Origin of the sequence: Streptomyces misionensis (assembly GCF_007896895.1) — a bacterium.
Classification (GTDB): Bacteria; Actinomycetota; Actinomycetes; order Streptomycetales; family Streptomycetaceae; genus Streptomyces; species Streptomyces misionensis_A.
This window is the reverse complement of sequence record NZ_VOGW01000188.1, coordinates 1-22713: the sequence shown is the minus strand read 5'-3', so window position 1 is coordinate 22713 and position 22713 is coordinate 1. Positions and strand designations below refer to the sequence as shown.

General features: G+C 72.0%; 20 protein-coding genes and 2 pseudogenes. 11 read left to right on the top strand and 11 right to left on the bottom strand.

The window, feature by feature from the left end; genetic code table 11:
* Positions 1–57: 57 nt before the first annotated feature.
* The 7 genes from FRZ03_RS33770 to FRZ03_RS33740 form a co-directional block, all read right to left on the bottom strand.
* Positions 58–948 (bottom strand): diiron oxygenase, encoded by an 891-nt coding sequence (locus FRZ03_RS33770; RefSeq protein ID WP_146468881.1) that lies wholly within the window; start codon positions 946–948, stop codon positions 58–60.
* Positions 949–978: 30 nt separating this feature from the next.
* Positions 979–2052 (bottom strand): methyltransferase, encoded by a 1074-nt coding sequence (locus FRZ03_RS33765; protein WP_146468880.1) that lies wholly within the window; start codon positions 2050–2052, stop codon positions 979–981.
* The gene (locus tag FRZ03_RS33760; protein WP_146468879.1) at positions 2049–2879 is read right to left on the bottom strand and encodes a class I SAM-dependent methyltransferase; all 831 of its coding nucleotides are present in this window, start codon (positions 2877–2879) and stop codon (positions 2049–2051) included. The genes FRZ03_RS33765 and FRZ03_RS33760 overlap by 4 nt, the downstream gene beginning before the upstream one ends.
* Before the next feature lie 62 nt (positions 2880–2941).
* Positions 2942–3457 carry a MaoC family dehydratase gene (locus FRZ03_RS33755; RefSeq protein WP_146468878.1) on the bottom strand — a complete coding sequence of 172 codons (516 nt, stop codon included), beginning with the start codon at positions 3455–3457 and terminating at the stop codon, positions 2942–2944.
* 82 nt (positions 3458–3539) lie between these two features.
* A complete protein-coding gene (locus FRZ03_RS33750; protein ID WP_146468877.1) occupies positions 3540–4712 on the bottom strand; it encodes a trans-sulfuration enzyme family protein in 1173 nt (390 codons plus the stop codon).
* A 155-nt stretch (positions 4713–4867) separates the two neighbouring features.
* Positions 4868–6304 carry an MFS transporter gene (locus tag FRZ03_RS33745; RefSeq protein WP_146468876.1) on the bottom strand — a complete coding sequence of 479 codons (1437 nt, stop codon included), beginning with the start codon at positions 6302–6304 and terminating at the stop codon, positions 4868–4870.
* 197 nt (positions 6305–6501) lie between these two features.
* Positions 6502–6795 (bottom strand): heavy-metal-associated domain-containing protein, encoded by a 294-nt coding sequence (locus tag FRZ03_RS33740; protein WP_146468875.1) that lies wholly within the window; start codon positions 6793–6795, stop codon positions 6502–6504.
* Positions 6796–6995: 200 nt separating this feature from the next.
* On the opposite strand from FRZ03_RS33740, the gene FRZ03_RS33735 reads away from it, so the two are divergent.
* Both FRZ03_RS33735 and FRZ03_RS33730 read left to right on the top strand, forming a co-directional pair.
* Entirely contained in the window at positions 6996–7544 is a 549-nt protein-coding gene (locus FRZ03_RS33735) for a hypothetical protein (RefSeq protein WP_146468874.1), read from the top strand.
* An 81-nt stretch (positions 7545–7625) separates the two neighbouring features.
* Positions 7626–9245: a multicopper oxidase family protein gene (locus tag FRZ03_RS33730; RefSeq protein ID WP_146468873.1), complete on the top strand. Its 1620-nt coding sequence runs from the start codon at positions 7626–7628 to the stop codon at positions 9243–9245.
* A gap of 53 nt (positions 9246–9298) precedes the next feature.
* Here FRZ03_RS33730 and icmF read toward each other — a convergent pair whose 3' ends face one another.
* Entirely contained in the window at positions 9299–12529 is a 3231-nt protein-coding gene (icmF, locus tag FRZ03_RS33725; RefSeq protein WP_146468872.1) for a fused isobutyryl-CoA mutase/GTPase IcmF, read from the bottom strand.
* A gap of 282 nt (positions 12530–12811) precedes the next feature.
* Between icmF and FRZ03_RS33720 the strand changes: the two genes are divergently transcribed.
* A complete protein-coding gene (locus FRZ03_RS33720) occupies positions 12812–13960 on the top strand; it encodes an acyl-CoA dehydrogenase family protein (RefSeq protein WP_146468871.1) in 1149 nt (382 codons plus the stop codon).
* 208 nt (positions 13961–14168) lie between these two features.
* Positions 14169–15386 carry a TetR/AcrR family transcriptional regulator gene (locus tag FRZ03_RS33715; RefSeq protein WP_146468870.1) on the top strand — a complete coding sequence of 406 codons (1218 nt, stop codon included), beginning with the start codon at positions 14169–14171 and terminating at the stop codon, positions 15384–15386.
* A 109-nt stretch (positions 15387–15495) separates the two neighbouring features.
* Here the strand turns inward: FRZ03_RS33715 and FRZ03_RS40790 are convergent.
* Together FRZ03_RS40790 and FRZ03_RS33705 are read right to left on the bottom strand one after the other, a co-directional pair.
* Positions 15496–15832: pseudogene (locus FRZ03_RS40790) on the bottom strand (MarR family winged helix-turn-helix transcriptional regulator); the annotation flags it as partial.
* Positions 15833–15945: 113 nt separating this feature from the next.
* On the bottom strand, positions 15946–16347 hold the full coding sequence (locus FRZ03_RS33705; protein ID WP_146468869.1) for a MerR family transcriptional regulator: 402 nt from the start codon (positions 16345–16347) through the stop codon (positions 15946–15948).
* A 116-nt stretch (positions 16348–16463) separates the two neighbouring features.
* On the opposite strand from FRZ03_RS33705, the gene FRZ03_RS33700 reads away from it, so the two are divergent.
* From FRZ03_RS33700 to FRZ03_RS33690, 3 genes are all read left to right on the top strand, one after another.
* Positions 16464–17342: an NADP-dependent oxidoreductase gene (locus FRZ03_RS33700; protein WP_146468868.1), complete on the top strand. Its 879-nt coding sequence runs from the start codon at positions 16464–16466 to the stop codon at positions 17340–17342.
* Positions 17343–17415: 73 nt separating this feature from the next.
* Positions 17416–17613, top strand: coding sequence for a hypothetical protein (locus FRZ03_RS33695; RefSeq protein WP_146468867.1), 198 nt, complete (start codon positions 17416–17418; stop codon positions 17611–17613).
* A 216-nt stretch (positions 17614–17829) separates the two neighbouring features.
* Positions 17830–18147, top strand: coding sequence for a hypothetical protein (locus tag FRZ03_RS33690; RefSeq protein WP_186785769.1), 318 nt, complete (start codon positions 17830–17832; stop codon positions 18145–18147).
* Positions 18148–18259: 112 nt separating this feature from the next.
* Here the strand turns inward: FRZ03_RS33690 and FRZ03_RS33685 are convergent, their stop codons facing one another.
* Complete coding sequence (locus tag FRZ03_RS33685; RefSeq protein WP_146468866.1) at positions 18260–18709, bottom strand: hypothetical protein; 450 nt, start codon at positions 18707–18709, stop codon at positions 18260–18262.
* A 287-nt stretch (positions 18710–18996) separates the two neighbouring features.
* Between FRZ03_RS33685 and FRZ03_RS33680 the strand changes: the two genes are divergently transcribed.
* The 4 genes and pseudogenes from FRZ03_RS33680 to FRZ03_RS33665 all read left to right on the top strand — a co-directional run.
* Positions 18997–20862 carry a phage tail sheath family protein gene (locus FRZ03_RS33680; RefSeq protein WP_146468865.1) on the top strand — a complete coding sequence of 622 codons (1866 nt, stop codon included), beginning with the start codon at positions 18997–18999 and terminating at the stop codon, positions 20860–20862.
* A gap of 34 nt (positions 20863–20896) precedes the next feature.
* Positions 20897–21421 (top strand): phage tail protein, encoded by a 525-nt coding sequence (locus FRZ03_RS33675; RefSeq protein WP_146468864.1) that lies wholly within the window; start codon positions 20897–20899, stop codon positions 21419–21421.
* Positions 21422–21460: 39 nt separating this feature from the next.
* Positions 21461–22189 (top strand): T4 family baseplate hub assembly chaperone, encoded by a 729-nt coding sequence (locus FRZ03_RS33670; protein WP_146468863.1) that lies wholly within the window; start codon positions 21461–21463, stop codon positions 22187–22189.
* Positions 22182–22713 (top strand): annotated as a pseudogene (locus FRZ03_RS33665) (hypothetical protein); the annotation flags it as partial. The gene FRZ03_RS33670 and the pseudogene FRZ03_RS33665, both read left to right, overlap by 8 nt.

The window sequence follows — 22713 nt, the reverse complement described above, 5'->3', positions numbered from 1 at the left end:
TGGACCGGCCGCCCCGCTCCTCGGCGGGCGTGGCCGGAAGGACCGGCCGGTCCCGGATCAGAGGACCGGCAGAGTGTCGTCGGAGAAGATCCCGGTCTTGAGGAAGAAGGCCAGCGGTTTGCGGATGGCCTTGCGCTCCTGCACGCGCCTGCGCTCGTCGGCGAGCAGGGCGTTGCGCAGCCCCAGCGGGTCGGCGATGCCGGCGTCGCGGTAGACGTGCGGGTTGTAGAGGGAGTTGACGCTGAAGACGACATAGCGTTTCAGATAGCTCTCCACCTCGCGCAGCCGCTCGGCGCTCACCGCCTCGCGCATGCGGGTGAAGAGCAGGGAGACCAGCTCCCGGCCGAAGGCGATGTGCCGGGACTCGTCCTGGTGGTGCAGGCGGTTGACCTGGCGGATGGTGTCGCAGAGCGAATCGTCCTGCGCCATCCGGGTGTTGTAGTGGTCGACCAGTTCCTCGAAGAACAGGATGCGGGCGAAGACGAGGAAGTTCTCGACCTCGCTCTCCCAGGCGGAGTCGGCGCTCATGGTCATCGACGAGTAGATCTTGCCGCCGTAGCGCCGGCAGAACTCGGAGAAGAACCACATGTGTTCGTTCTCCTCGCCGATGAAGTGGTGGAAGAAGTCGGAGGGCACCTCGAAGCCCGGCATGTGGATGCGGCCCACGACCTCGATGAGCAGTTCGCGGATGCCGTGCACGTTCAGGCTGTAGAAGTTGATGGACTCCCACTTGGACAGCCGCCTGAGGGTGTCCTCGTCCAGCCGGTCGTAGTGCTCGGTGCCGTAGACGGTGAGCAGGTCGGGGCTCGTCCACATGCGGTTCTCGTCCAGCGTGGGCGGCCAGGCGAACCGCTGGTACGGGTTGTAGTAGTCCTCGATGGACTTCTCACTGAGCCTCTCGAGGATCTCCAGGAAACGGTCGTTGACGGGCAGGGCCGTGGCGGCCATGGTTTCTCCTGTCCGAGTGCGGGAGCCGGGTCAGGGACGGACCTCGTAGACGGCGTTCACGGGGGTGTGGGCAGCCCGCCGCCAGCGGGTGAAGCCCGCCTCCTCGGCGATGGCGCGGAACGCCTTCTCGCCGGAGTGGTTGCCGAGTGCGTGCGGGCCGCGCTGCGCGAGGGCGACAGGCAGGCACATCACGGCGGACAGCGCCATGAACATGCGCGCCGGCGGGGTGTCGGTGTGGATGTCGGCGGGGGAGACGTTGGACTCGACCAGCATCCATGTGCCGTCCGGGTCCAGGGACTTGTGGACGTGCTGGGCCGCGGCCACCGGGTCGCCCATGTCGTGCAGGCAGTTGAAGAAGGTGACCAGGTCGTATCTGCCGCCGGGGTAGTCGTCGGCGGACGCGGTCTCGAAGACGACGCGGTCGCCCAGGCCCTCGTCCTCGGCGAGCTGCCGGGCGATGGCGATCGCCTCCTCCGAGTAGTCGAAGCCGTACACCCGGGCGTCGGGGAAGGCGCGGGCGATGAGCCGGGTGGTGTGGCCCACGCCGCAGCCGACGTCCGCCGCCGTGCCGCCGGCCGCCAGCTTGTCGCTCACCTCGTGCAGCGCGGGGATCCAGTCGGTCAGCAGCCGGTGCTGGTAGGTGGGCTGGAAGAAGCTGCCCATGCCGGTGTCCAGCGCCGGGTCGTGCTCGGCCCAGCCGACGCCCTCGCCGCTGCGGTAGGCGTCGAGGAGCAGGTCCTCGGTGGCGTAGAGCGCCTTGAGCGCGGTGAAGAAGCCGGCCGCGTAGGCGGGGGAGGCGGGCTGCGCGAGGACGGCGGCGTGCTCCGCGGGCAGGGTGTACTTGTCGGAGGACGGGTGGCGCTCCACATAGCCGGCGCTGAGCTGTGCGTGCAGCCACTCCTCGGCGTAGCGCGGGGCGATGCCGGCGCGCTCGGCCAGTTCGGCGGGGGTGAGCGGGCCGTGCTCGGCGAGCACGCGATACAGCCCGAGCCGCTCGCCGAGGGAGACGGTCAGACCGCGTACGGCGGCCGCCGCGTCGTCGATGACGCGCTGGTGGAAGACGGCCGCGGGCTCGGTGGCCCCGGGACCGGTCGGCTGGGTCATGACGTGACCTCGTCTCGGGTCGCGGTGAACAGGAAGGAACGGGGCACGCGGGGGGTCTCGCGGGGCGGCACCGGGTACGGCCAGCGGCCGAAGTCGGCGCCCTCCTCTCCGGGTTGGCGCACCTCCTGGACCGTCCAGCCGCAGGAGACGAGCAGCTCCTCCGGCTCCTCGGTGCCGAACAGCCAGGGGTTGCCGTCCTCTTCGAGGGCCTTCATGAAGGGCCGGGACAGCGGGTTGCGCAGGGCGGCCTCGCTGATGACGTCGCCGAGCAGCACGGAGGAGGGCGCGCTGTGCTGCCACAGGGTGGCGAGCAGGGTGCGCACGGCGGTCTCCGGCAGGAAGAACAGCAGTCCCTCGACCACCCACAGCGTGGGCCGCTCCGCCTGCCAGCCCGCCTCCTTGAGGGCGCCGGTCCAGTCCTCGCGCAGATCGACGGCGACGGTACGGCGCTCGCGGCCCACCGGTTCGGGCTCGCCGGCGAGCAGGGCGGCCTTGGCCTCCAGCAGCGCGGGCCGGTCGAGCTCGTACAGGGTGATGCCGTCGGGCCAGTCGAGGCGGTAGTAGCGGGTGTCCATGCCGGCCGCGAGGAACACGACCTGGCGCAGCCCGCGTTCGCGTACCGCGCGCTCGATGGCGCGGTCCAGGTAGGTGGTGCGGATGGCGAGGAACGGTACGGTGCCCGCGCCCGCGTAGCGTTCCAGCAGCTCGAAGCCGGTGGTGCCGGCGACTGTTCGGGCGTGGGGATCGGCGAACAGCCGGTCCTCGCGGTCGGTCTCCAGGGCCCGCGCGGCGGCGGTCCACTGGGCGGTGCGGGATACGGCCTCCACGGGAGGTCTCCCTTCGGGGCAGCGCCTCGTCGGCGAGGCGGTGGGTGTGCGGACGGCCGTGCTCAGCGCTGTCGGGCACAGCAGGCGACCGGGTCCTGCGCCGCGGACATCGACGACGGGGTCGCGGCGGAGGGGTCGGCGGGACGCCGCCGGAAGATGCTGTGCAGGATCATGCTGAACACGACCGTCCCGTCGGCGGCCACCAGCTCGCAGCGGGGCTGGACGATGCCGGTGGCGGGGTTGCCCAGCGAGGGGCGCGATCCGAGGATCTCGACCCGCGCGGTGAGGACGTCACCCGGACGGACCGGCCGGAGGTAGCGGACCTCGTCGATGCCGGGGGAGCCGGCGCAGGCGCTGTAGGCGAGCAGACCGTCGACATAGCGCCGCATGAAGAGCGCCGAGGTGTGGAATCCGCTGGCGATCAGCCCCCCGAACGGCGACTGCTTCGCCCGCTCCGGATCGATGTGGAAGGGCTGCGGGTCGTAACGCCGGGCGAACTCGAGCACCTCCTCCTCGGTGACGGTGACCGTGCCGAGCTCGTGGATGTCACCGGTGCGGAAGTCCTCGAAGTAACGCATGAAGCCCCCCTCTGGGCCGAAGAGCCGGTTCTCTGGGCTTCACTCAATCTACGAATCGGCCGTTTATTTTGTCAACCCAAATCTACTGTCCCTTCAAGGCTTCGGCGATGTCCGCCCACAGGTCCTCCGGGTGCTCGATGCCGACCGACATCCGCACGGTGCCCGCGCCGATGCCGGCGGCCGCCAGCGCCGCCTCGTCCAGCTCCCGGTGCGAGGTCGACGCCGGGTGCGTGACCAGCGTCTCCACGCCGCCCAGCGACAGCGCCAGCCGGGCGATCCGCACCCGCTCGATGAACGCCTCACCCGCCTCGCGCCCGCCGGTGAGCTCGAACGAGACCATGCCGCCGCCCCCGTCCAGGAACGTGCGCGCGCGGTCGTACGAGGGGTGGTCCGGCAGGAACGGCCAGTGCACGGCGGCCACTTGGGCGTGCCCGGCGAGGCGGTGGGCCAGCAGCTCCGCGCCGGCGCAGTGCTGGCGCATGCGCAACGGCAGCGTGGGCAGGCCGCGCAGGGTCAGCCAGGCCGCGAACGGGTCCGCGCACGCGCCCAGTTCCACGGTCCTGGGCCACACCCGGTCCCGCAGCGCCTCGTCGGCGAAGACGGCCACCCCGCCCAGCACGTCGGAGTGCCCGGCCAGGTACTTGGTCGTGGAGTGCACCACCACGTCCGCGCCGTGCTCGATCGGGCGGCACAGCACCGGCGAGGCCAGCGAGTTGTCCACCACGCTGGTCACCCCGTGCCGTCGCGCCTCGGCCATCAGGCCCCCGAGGTCGGGCACCCCGCCGGTGGGGTTGGCGATGGTCTCCAGGTGCAGCAGCCGGGTGGTGGGCCGGACCAGCCGGGCGAAGTCGGCCGGGTCGTCGCCGCTGACGTGGTCCACCTCGACGCCGAAGCGCCGGGCGAGATCCGTGAGGACGGAGTAGGTGCCGCCGTACAGGCACTGCCCGGCGATCACATGGTCACCGGGCCGCAGCAGCGCCAGCAGGACGCCGCTGATCGCGCCCATACCGGAGGCGAACGCGATCGCGGCGGCTCCGCCCTCCAGCGCGGCGAGGGTCCGTTCCAGGGCCCGCACGGTGGGGTTGCCCCGTCGGGAGTAGACGTAGGTCCCGTCCGGTCCGCCCATGGCCCGCGCCAGCTCGGCCGCGGACTCGAAGGCGAAGGCCGAGGACTGCACGATCGGCACGCTGAGCGGCCGGCCGCCGGTCGCCGGGGGCTCGTGGTGCACCTGTACGGCGCGGGTCTGTATGTCCATCGCGGTGCTCCTCCGTATACGGGACGGGGCCGTCCGTTCCGGTTGCCCGAAACCGAACGGCCCGTCGAGGGGTTCGTTTGTCCAGATGGATGGCCGTCCGGACGGACGGCGGTCCCGGCGGCGTCCGCCGTGCCGGTCCGCCGGATGGATGCCCGTCAGGCAGCGGCCCGTTCGCCGGTCGCCTCCTGCGCGCCGGCCTGTGCCGCGGCCGCCTTCTCGCCGCGCATGGACAGGAGGGTGATCAGTCCGCCCGCGGCGGCGATCGCCGCGGCCCACACGAAGGCCGCGCTGAAGCCGTCGGTGAGGGCGGGGAGGTCGCCGAGCTTGCCGGCGCCCGCGGAGGTGGCCACGGCGGTCAGCGCCGCGAGCCCGAGCGCGGAGCCCACCTGGTACGTGGTGTTCACGATGCCGGAGGCCAGACCCGCCTGCTCCTGCGGCGCCCCGGACATCGCGGCCATCATCGCCGGGATGTAGGCGAGCGACATGCCGAGGGCGGCGACCAGCGACGCGGGCAGGACGTCGACCACGAAGGTGCCCGTCGGCTGGACCTGGGACAGCCAGACCAGACCCGCGGCGAGGACCAGCAGACCGCCGCCGATCAACGGCTTGGCCCCGAACTTGGCCATCAGCCGCGCGGTGATCGCCGTCATGAAGATCATGAGCAGCACGGTCATCGGCAGCAGCGCGGCACCGGAGGCGAACGCCCCGTAGCCCAGGACCTGCTGGAGGTACAGGTTGAGGAAGTACCACATCGGGATCCACGCGGCGCCGAGCAGCGCCATCGCCAGGTTCGCCGAACCCAGGCGCGGCACCCGCCAGATGCCGAGCGGCATCAGCGGCTCGCGCACCGTCTTCTGGATCACGAAGAACAGGGCGAGCAGCGCGACGGCGCCGACCAGCTCCAGCACGGTGCCGGTCGAGGACCAGCCGACCTCCGGGGCGCGGACGACGGCGAACACGGCGAGCGCCAGACCGGCCGTGACGGAGACGGCGCCGAGCACGTCCACCCCGCCGCGCCGGCCGCCGACGGCGGGCAGCAGCTTGGCGGCCGCGAGCGTGGCGAGACCGATCGGGATGTAGATGATGAACACCCACGGCCAGCTCAGCCACTGGGTGAACACACCGCCCATGAAGACGCCGGCGGTGCCGCCCGCGGGTGCCGCGGCGCCGTAGAGCGCCATGGCCTTGCCCAGTTCCTTGGGGTCGTGGGCGAACAGCATCATCAGCAGGGTCATGGCCGAGGGCGCGATCAGCGCGCCGCCCACGCCCTGGACCGCGCGGCCGACGACCTCCACGGACGCGCTCTGCGCCGCGGCGGCCACGACCGAGCCCGCGATCAGCACCGTCCAGCCGGTGACGAACACCTTGCGGGCGCCGAGCAGGTCGGACAGGCGGCCGCCGAGCAGCAGCAGACCGCCGAACGCGATGACGTACGCGTTGAAGACCCACTGCAGCTCGCCCTGCGAGAAGCCGAGGTCCTTCTGCATCTCGGGAAGCGCCACCCCGATGATCGACGTGTCCATGATGACCATGAACTGCGCGGCGGCGAGCACGACCAGTGCCCACCAGCGCCTGGGATTGACGGCTGACATGACTCCACCCTTCTTACGTATACCCCTGGGGGGTACCTGTGCGGTGCACCGTAGCATACCCACCGGGGGTATGTAAGAGAGTGGACTCGCGTATTCGGTAGGGCAGTTGGAAGGCCCCGGAAAGGCGAAAACCCCTCCGTCCCCGAGGGGGTGGAGGGGTTTTCGCCCGGAAGCGCGGCGCCCGGCGCCGCGCGGTCTCAGACGGTGCCGACGAGCTCGTAGCCGGCCTCGTCCACGGCGGCGCGGACGGCTTCCTCGTCGAGCGGGGCGGCGGAGGTGACCGTCACCTCGCCCTTGTCGGCGACGGCCGTGACCGCGGTGACGCCGTCCAGGACGGAGATCTCCTTGGAGATGGCGGACTCGCAGTGGCCGCAGGTCATGCCGGAGACCTTGTACACGGTGGTGACACCGCTGCCGTGGACCTGGACGTCGGTCGCCGTCCCGGTACCGCAGGAGCCGCAGCAGGAGCCGGAGTTCGTCTGTTCGGTCATGGCTACTTCCTCGGGTGAGAGCATGGTTCGGTCCGTGGGAGGGGCGGTGCACCGGCCCTCCCGACACCTGAACGATATACCCCCCAGGGGTACTAAGTCATCTGATCGCCCGCGGGTCGGGGCCGTACGGGTGCCGTACCCCTCCGGGGTATAGTGAGCCCCCTGGCGGACCCAGCGGATGCGGGAAGGAGAGGGCGGCCGTGACCTGTCAGCGGACCATCACCGGGGGCGGCGTACCGCGCCGCGCCTGGGCCGCCGTGCTGACGCTGCTCGCCGCGCTCGCCGTCCTGGTCCACCACGACATGGGCACCGCCCCGGCCATGCCCGCCACCGCCGTCATGAGCGCGATGCCCCCGATGGCCCGCACCGCGCCGCACGGCGGAACCGCCCAGGCGGCCGACGGGTCCGGACACACCGGTGCCGGCGCACCCATGGCCGGACACGCCATGACCGGGCACGGCGCGCCCGAGGCCACCGCGACCGGGCGTGGCACGGTCCGGCACGGCGCGTCCGCCCCGGCCGTGACCTCCGGTCTGGGGCACGACGCCGACGGGCCCTGTTCCGGCGCCGGAATGCAGCACTGCACCTCCGGCGCCGTCGGCACACCGCAGCTGCTCGCGCCCCCGGCCGTCGCCCCCCACGCCGTCCCGGGCGCCCCCGCGCGGGGCGTGCTCGCCGGACTCGGCCTGCCGGGCCATCCGCACCGCGCGCCGCCCGACCTCTCCGTCCTCTCCCGGTTGCTGATCTAGGCCGCCCCGGGCGGCCCGCTCCCCTCCCGGAGCGGATGCCGCACGCGCCAGACCGACGGCAGACCGAGAGAAGGCATCCACATGAACAGCATCAACCGTCGTTCCGCCCTGCTGGCCGGGCTCGCCGTCGCGGGAGGCGGCGCGCTCGCCGCGTGCGGCAGCGGCTCCGGCGGCACCCCGGCCCTGGTGAACCCCGACAGCAAGGTGGTCGCCACCACCGAACGCGGGCGCAAGGCCACCGGCACGGTGCGCGACGTCACCCTGACCGCCGCACCGGCCGTGCTCGACCTCGGCGGCAAGGTGACGGCGAAGAGCTGGGCCTACGGCGGCCACACCCCCGGCAAGGAGCTGCGGATCACGGCCGGCGACACCCTCGCCGCCGAACTGTCCAACCAGCTGCCGGGCGGCACCACCACCTCCGTCCACTGGCACGGCCTCGCCCTGCGCGCCGACATGGACGGCGTGCCCCCGGTCACCCAGGCCGCCGTCCGGGCCGGGCGCAACTTCACCTACCGCTTCGTCGCCGACACCCCCGGCACCTACTTCTTCCACCCGCACGTCGGCGTCCAGCTCGACCGGGGACTGCACGCCCCGCTGATCGTCGAGGACCCGAAGGAACCGCTGTCCTACGACGACGAGTGGGTGGTCGTCCTGGACGACTGGGTCGACGGTGTCACCGGCACCCCCGACGAGGTCCTCGCCGAACTGAGCCGGGGCATGGGCGGCATGCACACGGGCGGCTCCGGCCACGGCGGCTCCTCCGGCCACGACATGGGGGACATGGGTGACATGGGCGGGATGGACATGGGCGACATGGCCATGAGCGGTACCTCGGACGGGGGCGGCTCCGACGGCATGTCGATGAAGTTCATGCTCATGGGCGCGCGCAGCGAGCTGCTCGGCGGCGACGCCGGGGACGTCAAGTACCCGTACCACCTGGTCAACGGCCGGGTCCCGGCCGACCCCGACGTCTACACCGGCAAGCCCGGCAAGCGGGTCCGACTGCGCATCGTCAACGCGGGCGGCGACACGGCGTACCGCGTCGCGCTCGGCGGGCACAGGCTGACCATCACCCACACCGACGGCTACCCGGTCGCCCACCAGCAGGTGGACGCCCTGCTGGTGGGCATGGGGGAGCGGTACGACGTCCTGGTCACGCTCGGCGACGGCGTCTTCCCGCTCGTCGCCCTCGCCGAGGGCAAGAACGCGAGCGGCATGGCGCTGGTGCGCACCGGTTCCGGGGCCGCGCCCAAGCCCACCGTCCGCCCGGCGGAACTGACCGGCATGATCATGAACGCCGCCCGGCTGACGGCGGCCGACGAGGTCCGCCTGGACTCGAAGAAGGCCGACCGCGTCCACCGCGTCGAACTCACCGGCGGCATGGCCAAGTACGACTGGGGCATCAACGGCAGGCGGTACGACATGAAGAACCCCGCCGCCCACCCGCTCACGGTCGAGCAGGGCCAGCGGGTCCGGCTGGACTTCGTCAACAAGACGGACATGTGGCACCCGATGCATCTGCACGGCCACACCTACCAGCTCGGCACCGGCGGCCCCCGCAAGGACACCACCATCGTGCTGCCCGGGCGCACCGTGTCGGTGTACTTCGACGCGGACAACCCCGGCCGCTGGATGCTGCACTGCCACAACGCCTACCACGGCGAGGCGGGCATGATGACGCTGCTGGCCTACGAGGCCTGACAGCGCGGAGGGGGGAGCGGGCCGGCCCGCTCCCCCCTCCGCGCTGTCAGGCGTCAGACGTTGCGCCGGTACTGGCCGCCCACCTCGAAGAACGCCTCGGTGATCTGCTGGAGCGTGCAGACGCGCGCCGCGTCCATCAGCACGGCGAAGACGTTGTCGCCGTCGACCGCCGCCGCCTTGAGCGCGGCCAGGGCGGCGTGCGCCTCCTGCCGGTGGTGGCCCTGGAAGTCGCGCACCCGGGTCAGCTGGGAGCGCTTCTCCTCCTCGGTGGCGCGGGCCAGCTCGATGGCGCCGGGCTCGGCGTCGTCCGCGTGCGGGTTGCGGAAGGTGTTGACGCCGATGATGGGCAGCGTGCCGTCGTGCTTGCGCTGCTCGTAGAGCATCGACTCGTCCTGGATGCGGCCGCGCTGGTAGCCGGTCTCCATGGCGCCGAGCACGCCCCCGCGCTCGCTGATCCGCTCGAACTCCCGGAGCACCGCCTCCTCGACCAGGTCGGTCAGCTCGTCGATGATGAACGACCCCTGGAGCGGGTTCTCGTTCATCGCCAGGCCCCACTCCCGGTTGATGATCAGCTGGATGGCCAGCGCCCGGCGGACGGACTCCTCGGTGGGGGTGGTGACCGCCTCGTCGTAGGCGTTGGTGTGCAGGCTGTTGCAGTTGTCGTAGATGGCGATGAGCGCCTGCAACGTGGTGCGGATGTCGTTGAAGTCCATCTCCTGGGCGTGCAGCGAGCGGCCCGAGGTCTGGACGTGGTACTTGAGCTTCTGGGAACGTTCGTTGGCGCCGTACTTCTCCTTCATCGCGACCGCCCAGATACGGCGGGCGACCCGGCCGAGCACCGAGTACTCGGGGTCCATGCCGTTGGAGAAGAAGAACGACAGGTTCGGGGCGAAGTCGTCCACGTCCATGCCGCGCGCCAGGTAGGCCTCGACGTAGGTGAAGCCGTTGGCCAGGGTGAAGGCCAGCTGGCTGATCGGGTTCGCGCCCGCCTCGGCGATGTGGTAACCGGAGATGGACACCGAGTAGAAGTTGCGGACCTTGTGGGCGATGAACCACTCCTGGATGTCGGCCATCATGCGCAGCGAGAACTCGGTGGAGAACAGGCAGGTGTTCTGGCCCTGGTCCTCCTTGAGGATGTCGGCCTGCACCGTGCCCCGCACGTTCGCCAGCGCGTGCGCGCGTAGCTCGGCCGCCTCCTGCGCCGACGGCTCGCGGCCCTCGGCCTCGCGGAACCGCTCGATCTGCTGGTCGATCGCGGTGTTCAGGAAGAACGCCAGCACGGTGGGGGCCGGGCCGTTGATCGTCATGGAGACGGAGGTGGTCGGCGCGATCAGGTCGAAGCCGTCGTACAGCGCCTTCATGTCGTCCAGGTGCGCGACCGAGACGCCGGAGGTGCCGACCTTGCCGTAGATGTCGGGGCGCTCGTCGGGGTCGCGGCCGTAGAGGGTGACCGAGTCGAAGGCGGTGGACAGCCGGGTGGCCGGCTGGCCCTCCGAGAGCAGCTTGAAGCGCCGGTTGGTGCGGAACGGGTCGCCCTCGCCGGCGAACATCCGCGCCGGGTCCTCGCCGTCCCGCTTGAAGGGGAACACACCGGCGGTGAACGGGAAGTGGCCGGGCAGGTTCTCCCGCCGCCAGAACCGCACCAGCTCGCCGTGGTCGGTGAAGCGGGGCAGCGCCACCCGGGGGATCTTGTTGCCGGAGAGGGACTCGCGGGTCAGCTTGGTGTGGATCTCCCGGTCGCGGATCTTCACGACCTGCTCGTCGCCGGAGTACGAGGCCACGACCGCGGGCCAGTTCTCGATCTGCTCGGTGACCTCGTGCGGGAGCCGCTTGACCGCGTCCTTGAGCAGCGCTTCCACATTGCCGGCGTCCGAGCCGGCCGCGGCGAGTTCGCCCCTGACCGCGTCCAGCCGCTGCACCCGGCGGGCCGCCTCGGCGAGCTCCTCCGTCCGGGCGTGGTAGGCGCGGACCGTCTCGGTGATCTCGGCCAGGTAGCGCACCCGGTCCGCGGGCACCACCTGGCGGATGCCGGAGGAGTGCCGCACGTCGACGGGCGCCAGGGTGCCCTCGTCCAGGGACAGCCCCTTCTCGCCCAGGGCCGCCTTCAGATGCTGGAAGAGCGCGGTGACCCCGTCGTCGTTGAACGTCGCGGCCGAGGTGCCGTACACCGGCATGTCCTCGGGCTTCTTGTCGAACGCCTCGCGGTTGCGCACCAGTTGGCGGCTCACGTCGCGCAGCGCGTCCTTGGCGCCGCGCCGCTCGAACTTGTTGACCGCGACCACGTCGGCGAAGTCGAGCATGTCGATCTTCTCCAGCTGGGAGGCGGCGCCGAACTCCGGCGTCATCACGTACAGCGAGGTGTCGACGAACGGCACGATCGCCGCGTCGCCCTGGCCGATGCCCGGCGTCTCCACGATCACCAGGTCGAACCCGGCGGCCTTGACCACGTCGATCACCTCCGAGAGGTGCTCCGGCAGCTCATGGCTGCCGCGCGTGGCCAGGCTGCGGAAGAACACCCGGTTGCCGTCCAGGGAGTTCATCCTGATCCGGTCGCCGAGCAGCGCGCCGCCGCCGCGCCGGCGGGTCGGGTCGACCGCGATCACCGCGATGCGCAGCTTGTCCTGCTGGTCCACCCGGAAGCGGCGCACCAGCTCGTCGGTCAGCGAGGACTTGCCGGAGCCGCCGGTGCCGGTGATGCCGAGCACCGGCACCACCCGGGACGCCGCCGCGGACCGCAGCCGCTCCAGGAACTCCGGAGGCAGCGCGCCGAGTTCCGCGCCCGTGATGGCGCGGGCGATCGCGAACCGGTCGCCGGCCAGCACGGCCGCGGCATCGGCCGGCTTGCCCTCCCACAGATCGAAGTCGCAGTCGCGCACCACCGAGTTGATCATCCCGGTGAGGCCCATCCGCTGCCCGTCCTCGGGGGAGAAGATGGTCACCCCGCTGCCGCGCAGCCGGGCGATCTCCTCGGGCACGATCACGCCGCCCCCGCCGCCCACCACGCGGATGTGCTCCGCGCCCCGCTCGCGCAGCGATTCGACCAGGTACTCGAAGTACTCCACGTGGCCGCCCTGGTAGGAGGAGACGGCCACGCCGTGCGCGTCCTCCTCCAGCGCCGCGTTCACGACCTCCTGCACCGAGCGGTTGTGCCCGAGGTGGATCACTTCGGCGCCCTGGGACTGGAAGATCCGCCGCATGATGTTGATCGACGCGTCGTGCCCGTCGAACAGAGCCGATGCGGTGACGAGGCGGACGGGGTGCACGGGTTGGTGCAGATCGCTCATCGGGGGCCTTCCCAGACAGGTCGACGGGACGCGGATCAGAGAAATACTAGGACGTCCTAGTAAAGCGCAGAAGGCGCGGGGGGTGTGACCAGGGGCACAGCGATGGCCGTCTCTTGTGAATCGCGATCAGTGTGCGACCGGGTGCGCGGTGCCCGCCAATCAGGCCTCACCCGCCGTCACTTCACCACTTCCGCGACAAGTGAATCCCGAGTAGTCTCCGCTGTCGCATTCGGCCATACGGCGGCAGCACCCCGGATCTCGACGTCTCTGAGAAAGCTGATCATGAAGCGAACCCTTTTCGAAGCCGAGCACGAGGACTACCGGGAGAGCGTGCGGGCCTTCATCGCCAAGCACGTGGTGCCGCACTACGCGGACTGGGACAAGGCGGGCATCGTGCCCCGTGAGCTGTTCACCGGCCTCGGCGCGCTCGGTGCGCTCGGCATCGCCGTGCCCGAGGAGTTCGGCGGCGGGGGGATCCACGACTTCCGCTACAACACGATCCTGCACGAGGAGGGCGCCCGGGCGGCGGCCATCCCGGCGATCCTCGGACCCACCCTGCACGCGGACGTCTGCCTGCCCTACTTCCTGGACCAGACGGACGACGAGCAGAAGGCCCGCTGGCTGCCCGGCATCGCCTCCGGCGAGCTGATCACGGCGGTCGCCATGACCGAGCCCGGCACCGGCTCCGACCTGTCCGGCATCCGCACCAAGGCCGTCCGCGACGGCGACCACTACGTCATCGACGGCGCCAAGACGTTCATCACCAACGGCATCAACGCCGACCTGGTCGTCGTCGCCGTACGCACCGGCGAGCACCCGCACCGCGGGCTCAGCCTGATCGTGGTGGAGCGCGGCACCCCGGGATTCGAGCGCGGCCGCAAGCTGGAGAAGGTCGGTCTGCACGCCCAGGACACCGCCGAGCTCGTCTTCGACGGCGCCCGGGTGCCGGCGGCCAACCTGCTCGGCGCGGAGGGCGAGGGCTTCTTCGCGCTGACGCGGAACCTCGCGCAGGAGCGGATGTCGGTCGCCATCGCCGGTCTGGCGCAGGCGTCGGCCGCCTTCGACTGGACCGTGGAGTACGTCCGCGAGCGCAAGGCCTTCGGCAAGCCGATCGGCTCCCTTCAGGTGATCCGGCACCGGCTCGCCGAGCTGTCCACCGAGATCGAGGTGGCCCAGCACTACCTGGACCGCTGCGTACTGGCCCTCAACTCGGGCGAGTTGACGGTGGTGGACGCGGCCAAGGCCAAGTGGTGGTGCACCGAGCTCCAGGGCCGGGTCATGGACGCCTGCGTCCAGTTGCACGGAGGGTACGGTTACATGCTGGAGTACCCGATCGCCCGTGCCTGGCAGGACAGCCGGGTCAGCCGGATCTACGCGGGCACGACCGAGATCATGAAGGAGATCATCGGGCGTTCGCTCGAGCTCGGTTAGGGTCTTTCGTTCGGATCGGGCCGGATCAGGGAGCGAGTCCTGGTGCGTGCGGACGTGAGGCGGAGGAGGGAGCCGATGCGGAGCATCGGCGACCGACGGCAACGCGGCAGATGCGCCCGCCCGGGCCCCGCGAGCCCGGCCTGATCCGCACGAGAGGCCCTGGGGAGACTGTCCGGGACCAGACGGGACACGGGCTCGGGAGGACACGGTGAGGACCGGGACGGAGACGGCGGCGCGGGTCGGGCCGAAGGCGGCGGGCGTCCCGCTCGCCCGGACGCGTCCGCGCAACCGACGGGAGCTGATCATCACCGCGGCGCGCGAGCTGTTCTCCCGCCACGGCTACGCCCACGTGGCGATGAGCGACATCGCGGCGGCCGTGGGCATCGGCCCCTCCGCCCTGTACCGGCACTTCCGCGGCAAGCAGGAGCTGCTGCACGCCGTCGTCGCCGAGGCGCTCGATTCCTGCCTGGCCGGTCTGCACGCTCCGAACGCCGGCGAACTCGACGTACTGACAAGGGAGTTCGCCGCGACCGCGCTGGCCCGGCGGGAGCTGGGCGTGCTGTGGCAGCGCGAGGCCCGGCACCTGCCCGCCGAGCAGCACGCCCAGCTCGCCCGCCGGCTGCACGCGGCCCGGCACGCGCTCGACGACCGGCTGACCGCGGGCCGGCCGGGACTGGACCCGGGCCACGCGGAGCTGCTGTCCTGGAGCACCCTCGGCGTGGCGGCCAGCCTCGCCTACCAGCACGTGGACCTCCCGGCGCCCGAGGGCCCGGAACTCGTCGCGCGCCTCATGCACCGCGTCGCCACCGCGGACCTGCCCGCCATCGGCGAGCCCCGCGTGCCCGCGGCGCGGGCGCGGTTGGCCCACCGTTCGCGCCGCGAGGCACTGCTCGCCGCGGCGACCGAGCTGTTCGCCGAGCGCGGCTACGCCTCGGTCAGCCTGGAGGAGACCGGCGCGGCCGTCGGGATCGCCGGGCAGAGCATCTACCACCACTTCGCCAGCAAGCACGAGATCCTCGCCACGGCGGTGCACCGCTGCGTGGAACGCCTGTGGCTGGACCTGGCGGAGGTGCTGGCCTCGGCCGAGGACCACGCGCAGGCGCTGCGCCGGCTGGTGTGGCGCTACACCCGCAACGCGCTCGCCTCCCGGCACCTGGTGACGCTGATCGCCACCGAGACCGAGCACCTCCAGGAGGCGGACCGGCGACGCACCCACCAGTTCCAGCGCGACTACCTCGCGGAGTGGCTGGAGCTGCTGGGCGCGGTCCACCCGGCCATGGCGGCGGCCGAGGCCCGCGTGCGGGTGCAGGCCGTCGTGAGCGTCGTCAACGACGTGGCCCGCACGCCCCGGCTCGGCACCCGGCCGGGCATCGCCCGCGCCCTGCACCGGCTCGGCTGCGACCTGCTGGAACTCAGGCCGCAATGACCTCCACCGGCAGTTTCTTGATGCCGTCGACGAAGTCGGAGCGCACCCGCGGGACGTTCCCGGCCGGCGTGATGTCCGCGAAAGTCCTCGCCCTCCTCGATGAGGGCCGGACGAGCCGGCCGTCGGTGGGCCGGCCGGTGCGCCGCCGCAGGCCCCGCGACTCCAGCGTCCGGGACACCCCGGTCAGCCCGCCCTCGGAGACCCCGCCTCCTCGGCCACGTGCCGGGTCTCGGACTCGTCCCGCACCCGGACGACCCGCGGCACCACGAAGGAGTCCAGGTCGGGTCCGAGCCGCGCAGCACCGAGTTCTCCAGGTGCCGGCGGACGGCCGACGCGGCACGGCAGATGTCGGCCACGGCGGCCCTCTGCTCCCGGCGCAGGGAGAAGCCGCCGAGCTTCGCCTCCGCGAGCTTTTCCGCCTCGCCGATGGACCGCCGGCCGGGCACGGGCGCCCCCGCAGCTCGTCGTCCGGGCCGGGGTGGGTACGGCCCGTGATCGTCCGGGATCGAATCGCGCGGGCGAGCAGCCGGGGCGGCGGCGGCTCGGCCCGGCCGTCGGTTCAGCCCGGCCGGCCGCTCGCGGGGGCCGCCGGGGCAGCCGCCGGCGCGGGCCGCGGACCGGCCTCGATGACGGTGTCCAGCATGCCGCGCGACGCCTGGAGGTCGTCGATGGCGCGGGTGATCCGCTCGCGCTCCCGACGCAGCTCCGCGACCAGGTCCGCGCAGACCGGCACCAGCCGTTCGCCCTCGTCGCGGACGCACGGCAGCACCCGCGCGATGGTGTCCGTGGTGAGCCCGGCGGCGAGCAGCGCGCGGATGCGGCGGACCGTCTCGACGTCCTGTTCGTCGTAGACGCGGTAACCGCTGGGCAGCCGTGCGGGCGCCAGCAGGCCCTGCTCCTCGTAGTAGCGCAGCAGCCGCTCGCCGACCCCGGTGCGCCGCACCATCTCGCCGATGCGCATGACGGCCTCCTCGGCTTGACTCTCACACCGGTGTCAGACTTTAGCGTGAGCTCCGAGGCGGGGTCGGCCTGGTCCCCGCGGCCGGAAAACCGGCCCGAACACGAGGAGTTGTCGTCATGCGAGCGGTGCGGATCGATGTCCACGGCGGTCCCGAGGTGCTCACCGTACGGGAGGTCGCCGATCCGGCGCCGGGAGGAGGCGAGGTGCTGGTGCGGACGGTAGCGAGCAGTCTCAATCCGGTGGACTGGAAGACCCGGGCCTGGGACGTGGGCCCCGCGCTGCCGGCGACCCTGGGCTGGGACCTGGCCGGCGTCGTCGTCGCGAGCGACTCGGCGCGGTTCGCGGCCGGCGACCGGGTGATCGCCATGTCCGCGCAGCTGGCCACCGGCCTGGGCACCTGGGCCGAGCTGGTCCGGCTGCCGGAGCGGCTGCTGGCCCACGCCCCCGCGACGCTCACCCTGCCCGAGGCCGCGACACTGCCGCTCGCCGGGACCACGGCGGTGCAGGCGCTCGCCGCGCTGCGCCTGCAGGACCGCGCCCGCCTGCTGGTCACCGGGGCCGCGGGCGCGGTGGGCGGACTGGCGGTCCAGCTGGCCCGGCGGGCCGGGGCGACGGTCGACGGACTGGTCTCCCGCCCCGAACACATCGAGCAGGTACGGGAGTTCGGCGCCTGCGAGGTGGCGTGCTCGGCCGCGGAGCTGCCCCGCGGGGTGTACGACGCGGTGCTCGACACCGCGGGCGTCGACGTGTCCTGTGCGCTCGCCGACGGCGGGCGGTACGTCTCGATCTCCGACGAGCCGCTGCCGGACGTGCCCGGTGCCGCCAAGAGCTACGTCCAGGAGAGCGGGAAGGACCTGGCGGAACTGGCGGCTCTGGTCGACGCCGGGCGGCTGCGGGTGCGGGTGGCGGCGCACTACCCGGTCACCGAGGTGCGGGCGGCCCACGAGCGCTTCGAGGCGGGCGGCCTCGCGGGCAAGGTCGTCCTGCTCTTCTGAGCCGGACCGGTGGCCGGATCAACGGCCTGCGTCACGCGCCACGGTCGCGTCTTTCGGCTCGTATCGTTACCGCATGCGCGACGAGAGGCACGGCGAGCCGCTGTCGGACGAGGAGATGGAGTTGTTCCTCCAGTACCTCCACAGGTTCGCGAACCATGACCTTGATCTTTTCGCGCTCATGGAGGTAGGCGACGCCGAGCACCCCGCGTACGTGACGTTCGCCAGGGAGCCGGCGGCAGGTGTCGACCCCTCGGCGTACCGGCGGCCGTGAGCCCGAGGCCGGAAGGACAACCCCTCGGGGACGCCTTTCCGCTGGTGAGATGGGGTGCGGCGGGGCGTGTGTCAGATCCCGGAAGGGCCCTCGATGGTCGAGGGCGGGCTCCGGGGAGATCGCGGGCGGCTCCGCGCCCCGGCCTCGTGTCCGCGTTAGCGTGGAAAGGGGACGTCGAGCGGATGCCCGGCACCGGCCGAGGAAACGGGATGAGCCATGACCGTCCACGCAAGCAGGACAGACCCCGAGACGGCGCCGTCCGGTGCGCCGGTCTCGACCACCAGGCCCGAGGGGCCCCGTGCCGCAGCCGAGCACGTCGTCACGGGCAATTCGATCACCGTCCGCATGGGCGACCTGCGACTCGAACTGCCGCCCGGGGACCAGCTCGCCTTCCTCGCGGGCCTCGGCGTCCTGACGGCGTTCGAACTCATCGAATGGCCGATCGCGCTCGCCATCGGTGTCGGGCACGAACTGGCCCGCAGTCGTCACGGCAAGGTGCTGCGCGAGTTCGGGGAAGCTCTGGAAGAAGCGTGAACACCCCCTGAATGACGTGGCGTTGACGACGTCGCGGGGCCTGCGCGAGGGAACGCGGGCCGTGTTCGCCCATGGCCGCTTCCCCGGTGGCGCGCAACTGCCGGGCGTGCTGTCAGCCGGTCGTCAGGCCGAAGAACACGATGAACGCCGGCCGGCAGACCGCCACCACCGCGGCACCCGCCACGTCGCCCGGAGCGAGCGCGCCCGGCCGGACATCAGCCGGAAGGCGAGCGCTCCGTTCACCCACGGCAGCAGCAGCCATCGAACTCGCCTGCGACCTCGTTGATCCGCTCCTGCTGGCAGTGGGGGCGGCGCGCCCGGGCGTGACGGGAGGGCGCCCGGCGGCGAGGATCTGCTCGACGTCCGCGGCCGGGCGCCTCGCCTTGCCGGTGAACGCCGGAACCCGCCACCACGGAATATGCGGGAGATCGAATTCCGTGCCCCCGCGTGCGATCAAAAACGGCGTCGGAATAAGATCTTCATATTGCCCCGACATTCCCTGTGAAGATCTTTTGATTCTATTGTCGATGACATGCGGGTGGAATGCGATAATGCCAGGCATTTACCTTCACAAAACTTTTCTTTGGGGTGGCTGGAACGCGCCTTGTTGCCCCAACTCCCCATGCCCGAAGGTGGATTCGTCTACGAGCATCAGGAGTCACAAGCATTGCTTGCCCCGGTCGGCCGACCGCCGACCGGGAACTGGCGGGGGAAACTGATGCGTGCGCACGTCCAGCGTCGACCGGCCGGTTGCGTGAGGTCGTCTGCCGCGCGTGACCGGCACCTGTCCCTTTGCCGCCTGCCTCTTGGTGCCCTTGCCCGGTGCCCGAGACAGGGACAGGAGGGGGAATGCCGATGAGCTCGGTGAGCGCCGCCAAGCCGACGTATCCCGGCGTCTACGTCGAAGAGCTTCCCAGCAGCACCCGCACCATCTCGACCCTGACCACGTCGGTGACCGCCTTCGTCGGCCACACCCGGCGCGGTCCGCTCAACGAGCCGGTGCGCGTCACCAGCTTCGCGGAGTTCGAGCGCCGCTTCGGCGGCCTCGGCGCGCGCAGCGCGGTCGGCTACGCGGTCCACCAGTTCTTCGGCAACGGCGGCACCGTCGCCGTCGTCGTCCGTGTCACCAAGGCCGGCAGCGGAAAGGCCGCCTGCGTCACCCTGAAGTCCACCGAGGGACACAGCGACAGCGACGTCCTGGAGGTGCACGCCAAGGAGCCCGGCGTATGGGGCAACGGCCTGCGCGTGGCCGTCGACCACGACACCTCCTGCCCCGACGACACCTTCAACCTGCGCGTCCACGACGCCCGGGGCGCGGCCCGCGAGAGCTTCACCGGCCTGTCCATGGACCCGGCCAGTGGCCGCCACGCCCCCACCGTCGTCAACGCCGGCTCCCGGCTGATCCGCGTCGAGGCGGTCGGCGAGGGCCGCCCCGACCCGTCCGGCACCGTCTCCAAGCCGTTCGGCCACCGGCTGCCCGACCTCGCCGTCGACCTCACCGTCAAGATCGGCGACGTGGCGCGCGAGTTCACCCTCTACGACCCCGACAGCGACGGCGAGGCACCGTGCTCGGTCGCCGAGCTGGCGCTGCTGCTCGAACGCAAGCTGCGCGCCCTGCCCGACGCACCCGGCAAGCACGCCTTCGCCGGCACCGAGGTCACCGTCCTCGGCCGCCGCCTCCAGGTCGTCGCGGGCTCCACCGACCCCGAGGACGTCGTCCGCTTCGTCGGCGAGTGCGCCAACGACCTCGGCCTGGAGGCCTCCGTCAACCCGCCCGTCTTTCCGCTGGCCGGCGGCGAGGACGGCGCGGCACCCGGCCCCCGCGACCTGATCGGCTCCGAGGCCGCCAAGACGGGCATCCAGGCGCTGCGCCAGGTCGCCGACGTCAACCTCCTCGCACTGCCCGAACTCGCCGCGTACGAGAGGACCGAGGACGCCGTCACGGTCGTCTCGACCGCCCAGCGGCTGTGCGAGGAGCGCCGGATCTTCCTGCTCGTCGACGCCCCCGCCACCTGGGTCGGCGTCGACACGGCACGCGCCGGCATCGCCGCCTTCGACGCGGTCCGCGGCAACCACGCCGGCCTGTACTTCCCGCACCTCCAGCTCACCGACCCGCTCACCGGACGGCTGCGCGCCTTCCCGCCCTGCGGCGCGGTCGCCGGCGTCATCGCGCGCACCGACGCCGAACGCGGCGTGTGGAAGGCGCCGGCCGGCACCGAGGCACGGCTCGCGGGCGTGCACTCCCTCACCGTCGACCTGACCGACCGGGAGACCGGACTGCTCAACCCGCTCGGCGTCAACTGCCTGCGGACCTTTCCGCTGACCGGCCCGACCGTCTGGGGCGCCCGCACCCTGGAAGGCACCGACGCGCTGGACGGCGAGTGGAAGTACGTACCCGTGCGGCGGCTCGCCCTGCACGTCGAGGAGAGCCTGCGACGCGGCCTGCAATGGGTGGTGTTCGAGCCCAACGACGAGAACCTGTGGCAGCAGATCCGGCTCGCCGCCTCCTCGTACCTGCACACCCTCTTCCGGCAGGGCGCCTTCAAGGGCGGCACCCCGCGCGAGGCGTACTTCGTCAAGTGCGACAGCGACACCACCACCGACGAGGACATCGCGAACGGCATCGTGAACGTCCTGGTCGGCATCGCACCGGTGCGCCCCGCCGAGTTCGTGATCGTGAAGATCCAGCAGACGTCCGGCCAGTTCGAGCTGTAGTCCCGCGGGCATTCTGGAGAGCCGAAGGAATCCGATGGCAGAGTTCACCGTCAACGCCCGTCGTTTCGACCCCTACAAGAACTTCAAGTTCCTGGTCCTGTGGGACGGTCGCACGGTCGCCGGCATCAGCAAGATCAGCCCGCTCAAGCGCACCACCGAGGTCGTCAAGCACCGCCACGGCGGCGACCCCAGTTCCCCGCGTAAGTCTCCGGGGCGTTCCGAGTTCGACGGGATCACGCTGGAGCGCGGCGTCACCCACGACCCCGAGTTCGACCGCTGGGCCAACAAGGTCTGGCAGGTCGGCGCGGGCCTGGGCGCGGAGGTCTCCCTCGCGGACTTCCGCAAGGACATCGTCATCCAGGTCCTCAACGAGGCCGGCCAGGTCGCCGTCTCGCACAAGCTGTACCGGACCTGGCCCAGCGAGTACCAGGTCCTCGGCGAACTCGACGCCAACGCCAACGCGGTGGCCATCCAGTCGCTGAAGCTCGAATGCGAGGGCTGGGAACGGGACTACGAGGTGCCCGAGCCCGAGGAGCCCTCCTTCCTCAACCCGGCCTGAGACGACGCGCGGTGAGGTGAGAGGAACCGGAGGGAACGGATGGCGAACACCGGGGCGGCCGCGCTGCTGGCCACCTGGGAGGCGGGCCTCGCCGAGGCGCCCGCCGGGCGCGCCCTGCTGCTGCACGGTACGGCGCGCCCGGACCTCGACGCCACGGCCCTGCCCGCCGTACCGCTCGGCGAGCGCGAGGGCGACCTGCTCGCCCTGCGCCGCGCCCTGTTCGGGGAGCGGATGCAGGTGCGGCTGGACTGCCACACGTGCGGCGCGGACATGGAGTTCGAGCTGGACGCGGGGGAGTTCGCCCGGTCCCTCGACCGGCCCGCGCGGCAGGTCGTGCGGCTGGCGGAGGACGGCTGGGACATCGCCTTCCGGCTGCCCGCCGCGGCCGACCTCACGGCCGCGGCCCGCGCCGCCGACCCGCGCACCGCGCTGCTCGCCCGCTGCCTGGTCTCGGCCGCCCACGACGGGACGCCCCGCACCGCCGACTCCCTCCCGGAGCCGGTACGGCGGCGGATCGCCGAGGCCGTGGAGGCCGCCGACCCCGGCGCCGACGTGACGCTCGACGTCGGCTGCCCCGAGTGCGCCGCCGCCACCCGGGCCGAGCTGGACATCGCCTCCTACCTGTGGACCGAACTCGACGCCTGGGCACGGGACATGCTCCTCGACGTCCATCTGCTCGCCACCGCCTACGGCTGGAGCGAGCCGGAGATCCTGGCGCTGAGCCCGCTGCGCCGCCGCTACTACCTGGAGCTGTGTGCGGATGTCTGACCCCTCCGTGACCGACGCCTCCCGGGCGCCCGACTTCCTCGACCGGCTGATCGCCCGGCACGCCGCCACCGCACCGGACACGGTCCGGGTACGGCCGCGGCTGCCCGGCCCGTTCGAACGCGTCGAGGCGGTCAGGGCGCGCGGTGCCGAGCCGGACACCGGCGAGGTCACGGCCCGGCCGCCCGCCGCCACGGCCGCCACCGACCGGGACGCCCCGCGGCGGCCCGCCAAAGAGATCCACCACCACACGCGGCGCGAGCGGACCGTCGTCCGCACCGAACCGCACCTCGCCGAGGCGGAGCCGGCGAGGTGCGGTTCGGTGCGGACGACGGTCCGCTCGCGCCGCGTGTGGTGGTGGATCTCTTTGGCGGGCCGCCGCGGGGCGTCCCGGTCGGTGGCGGCCGTGGCGGCGGGCGGCCGGGCCGTGACCTCGCCGGTGTCCGGCTCGGCACCGCGCGCCCTGACCGCCTCGACGCGTTCGAACGGGCCGGGCAGCCGCGGCCGTACCCGGACCGTGTCCGGTG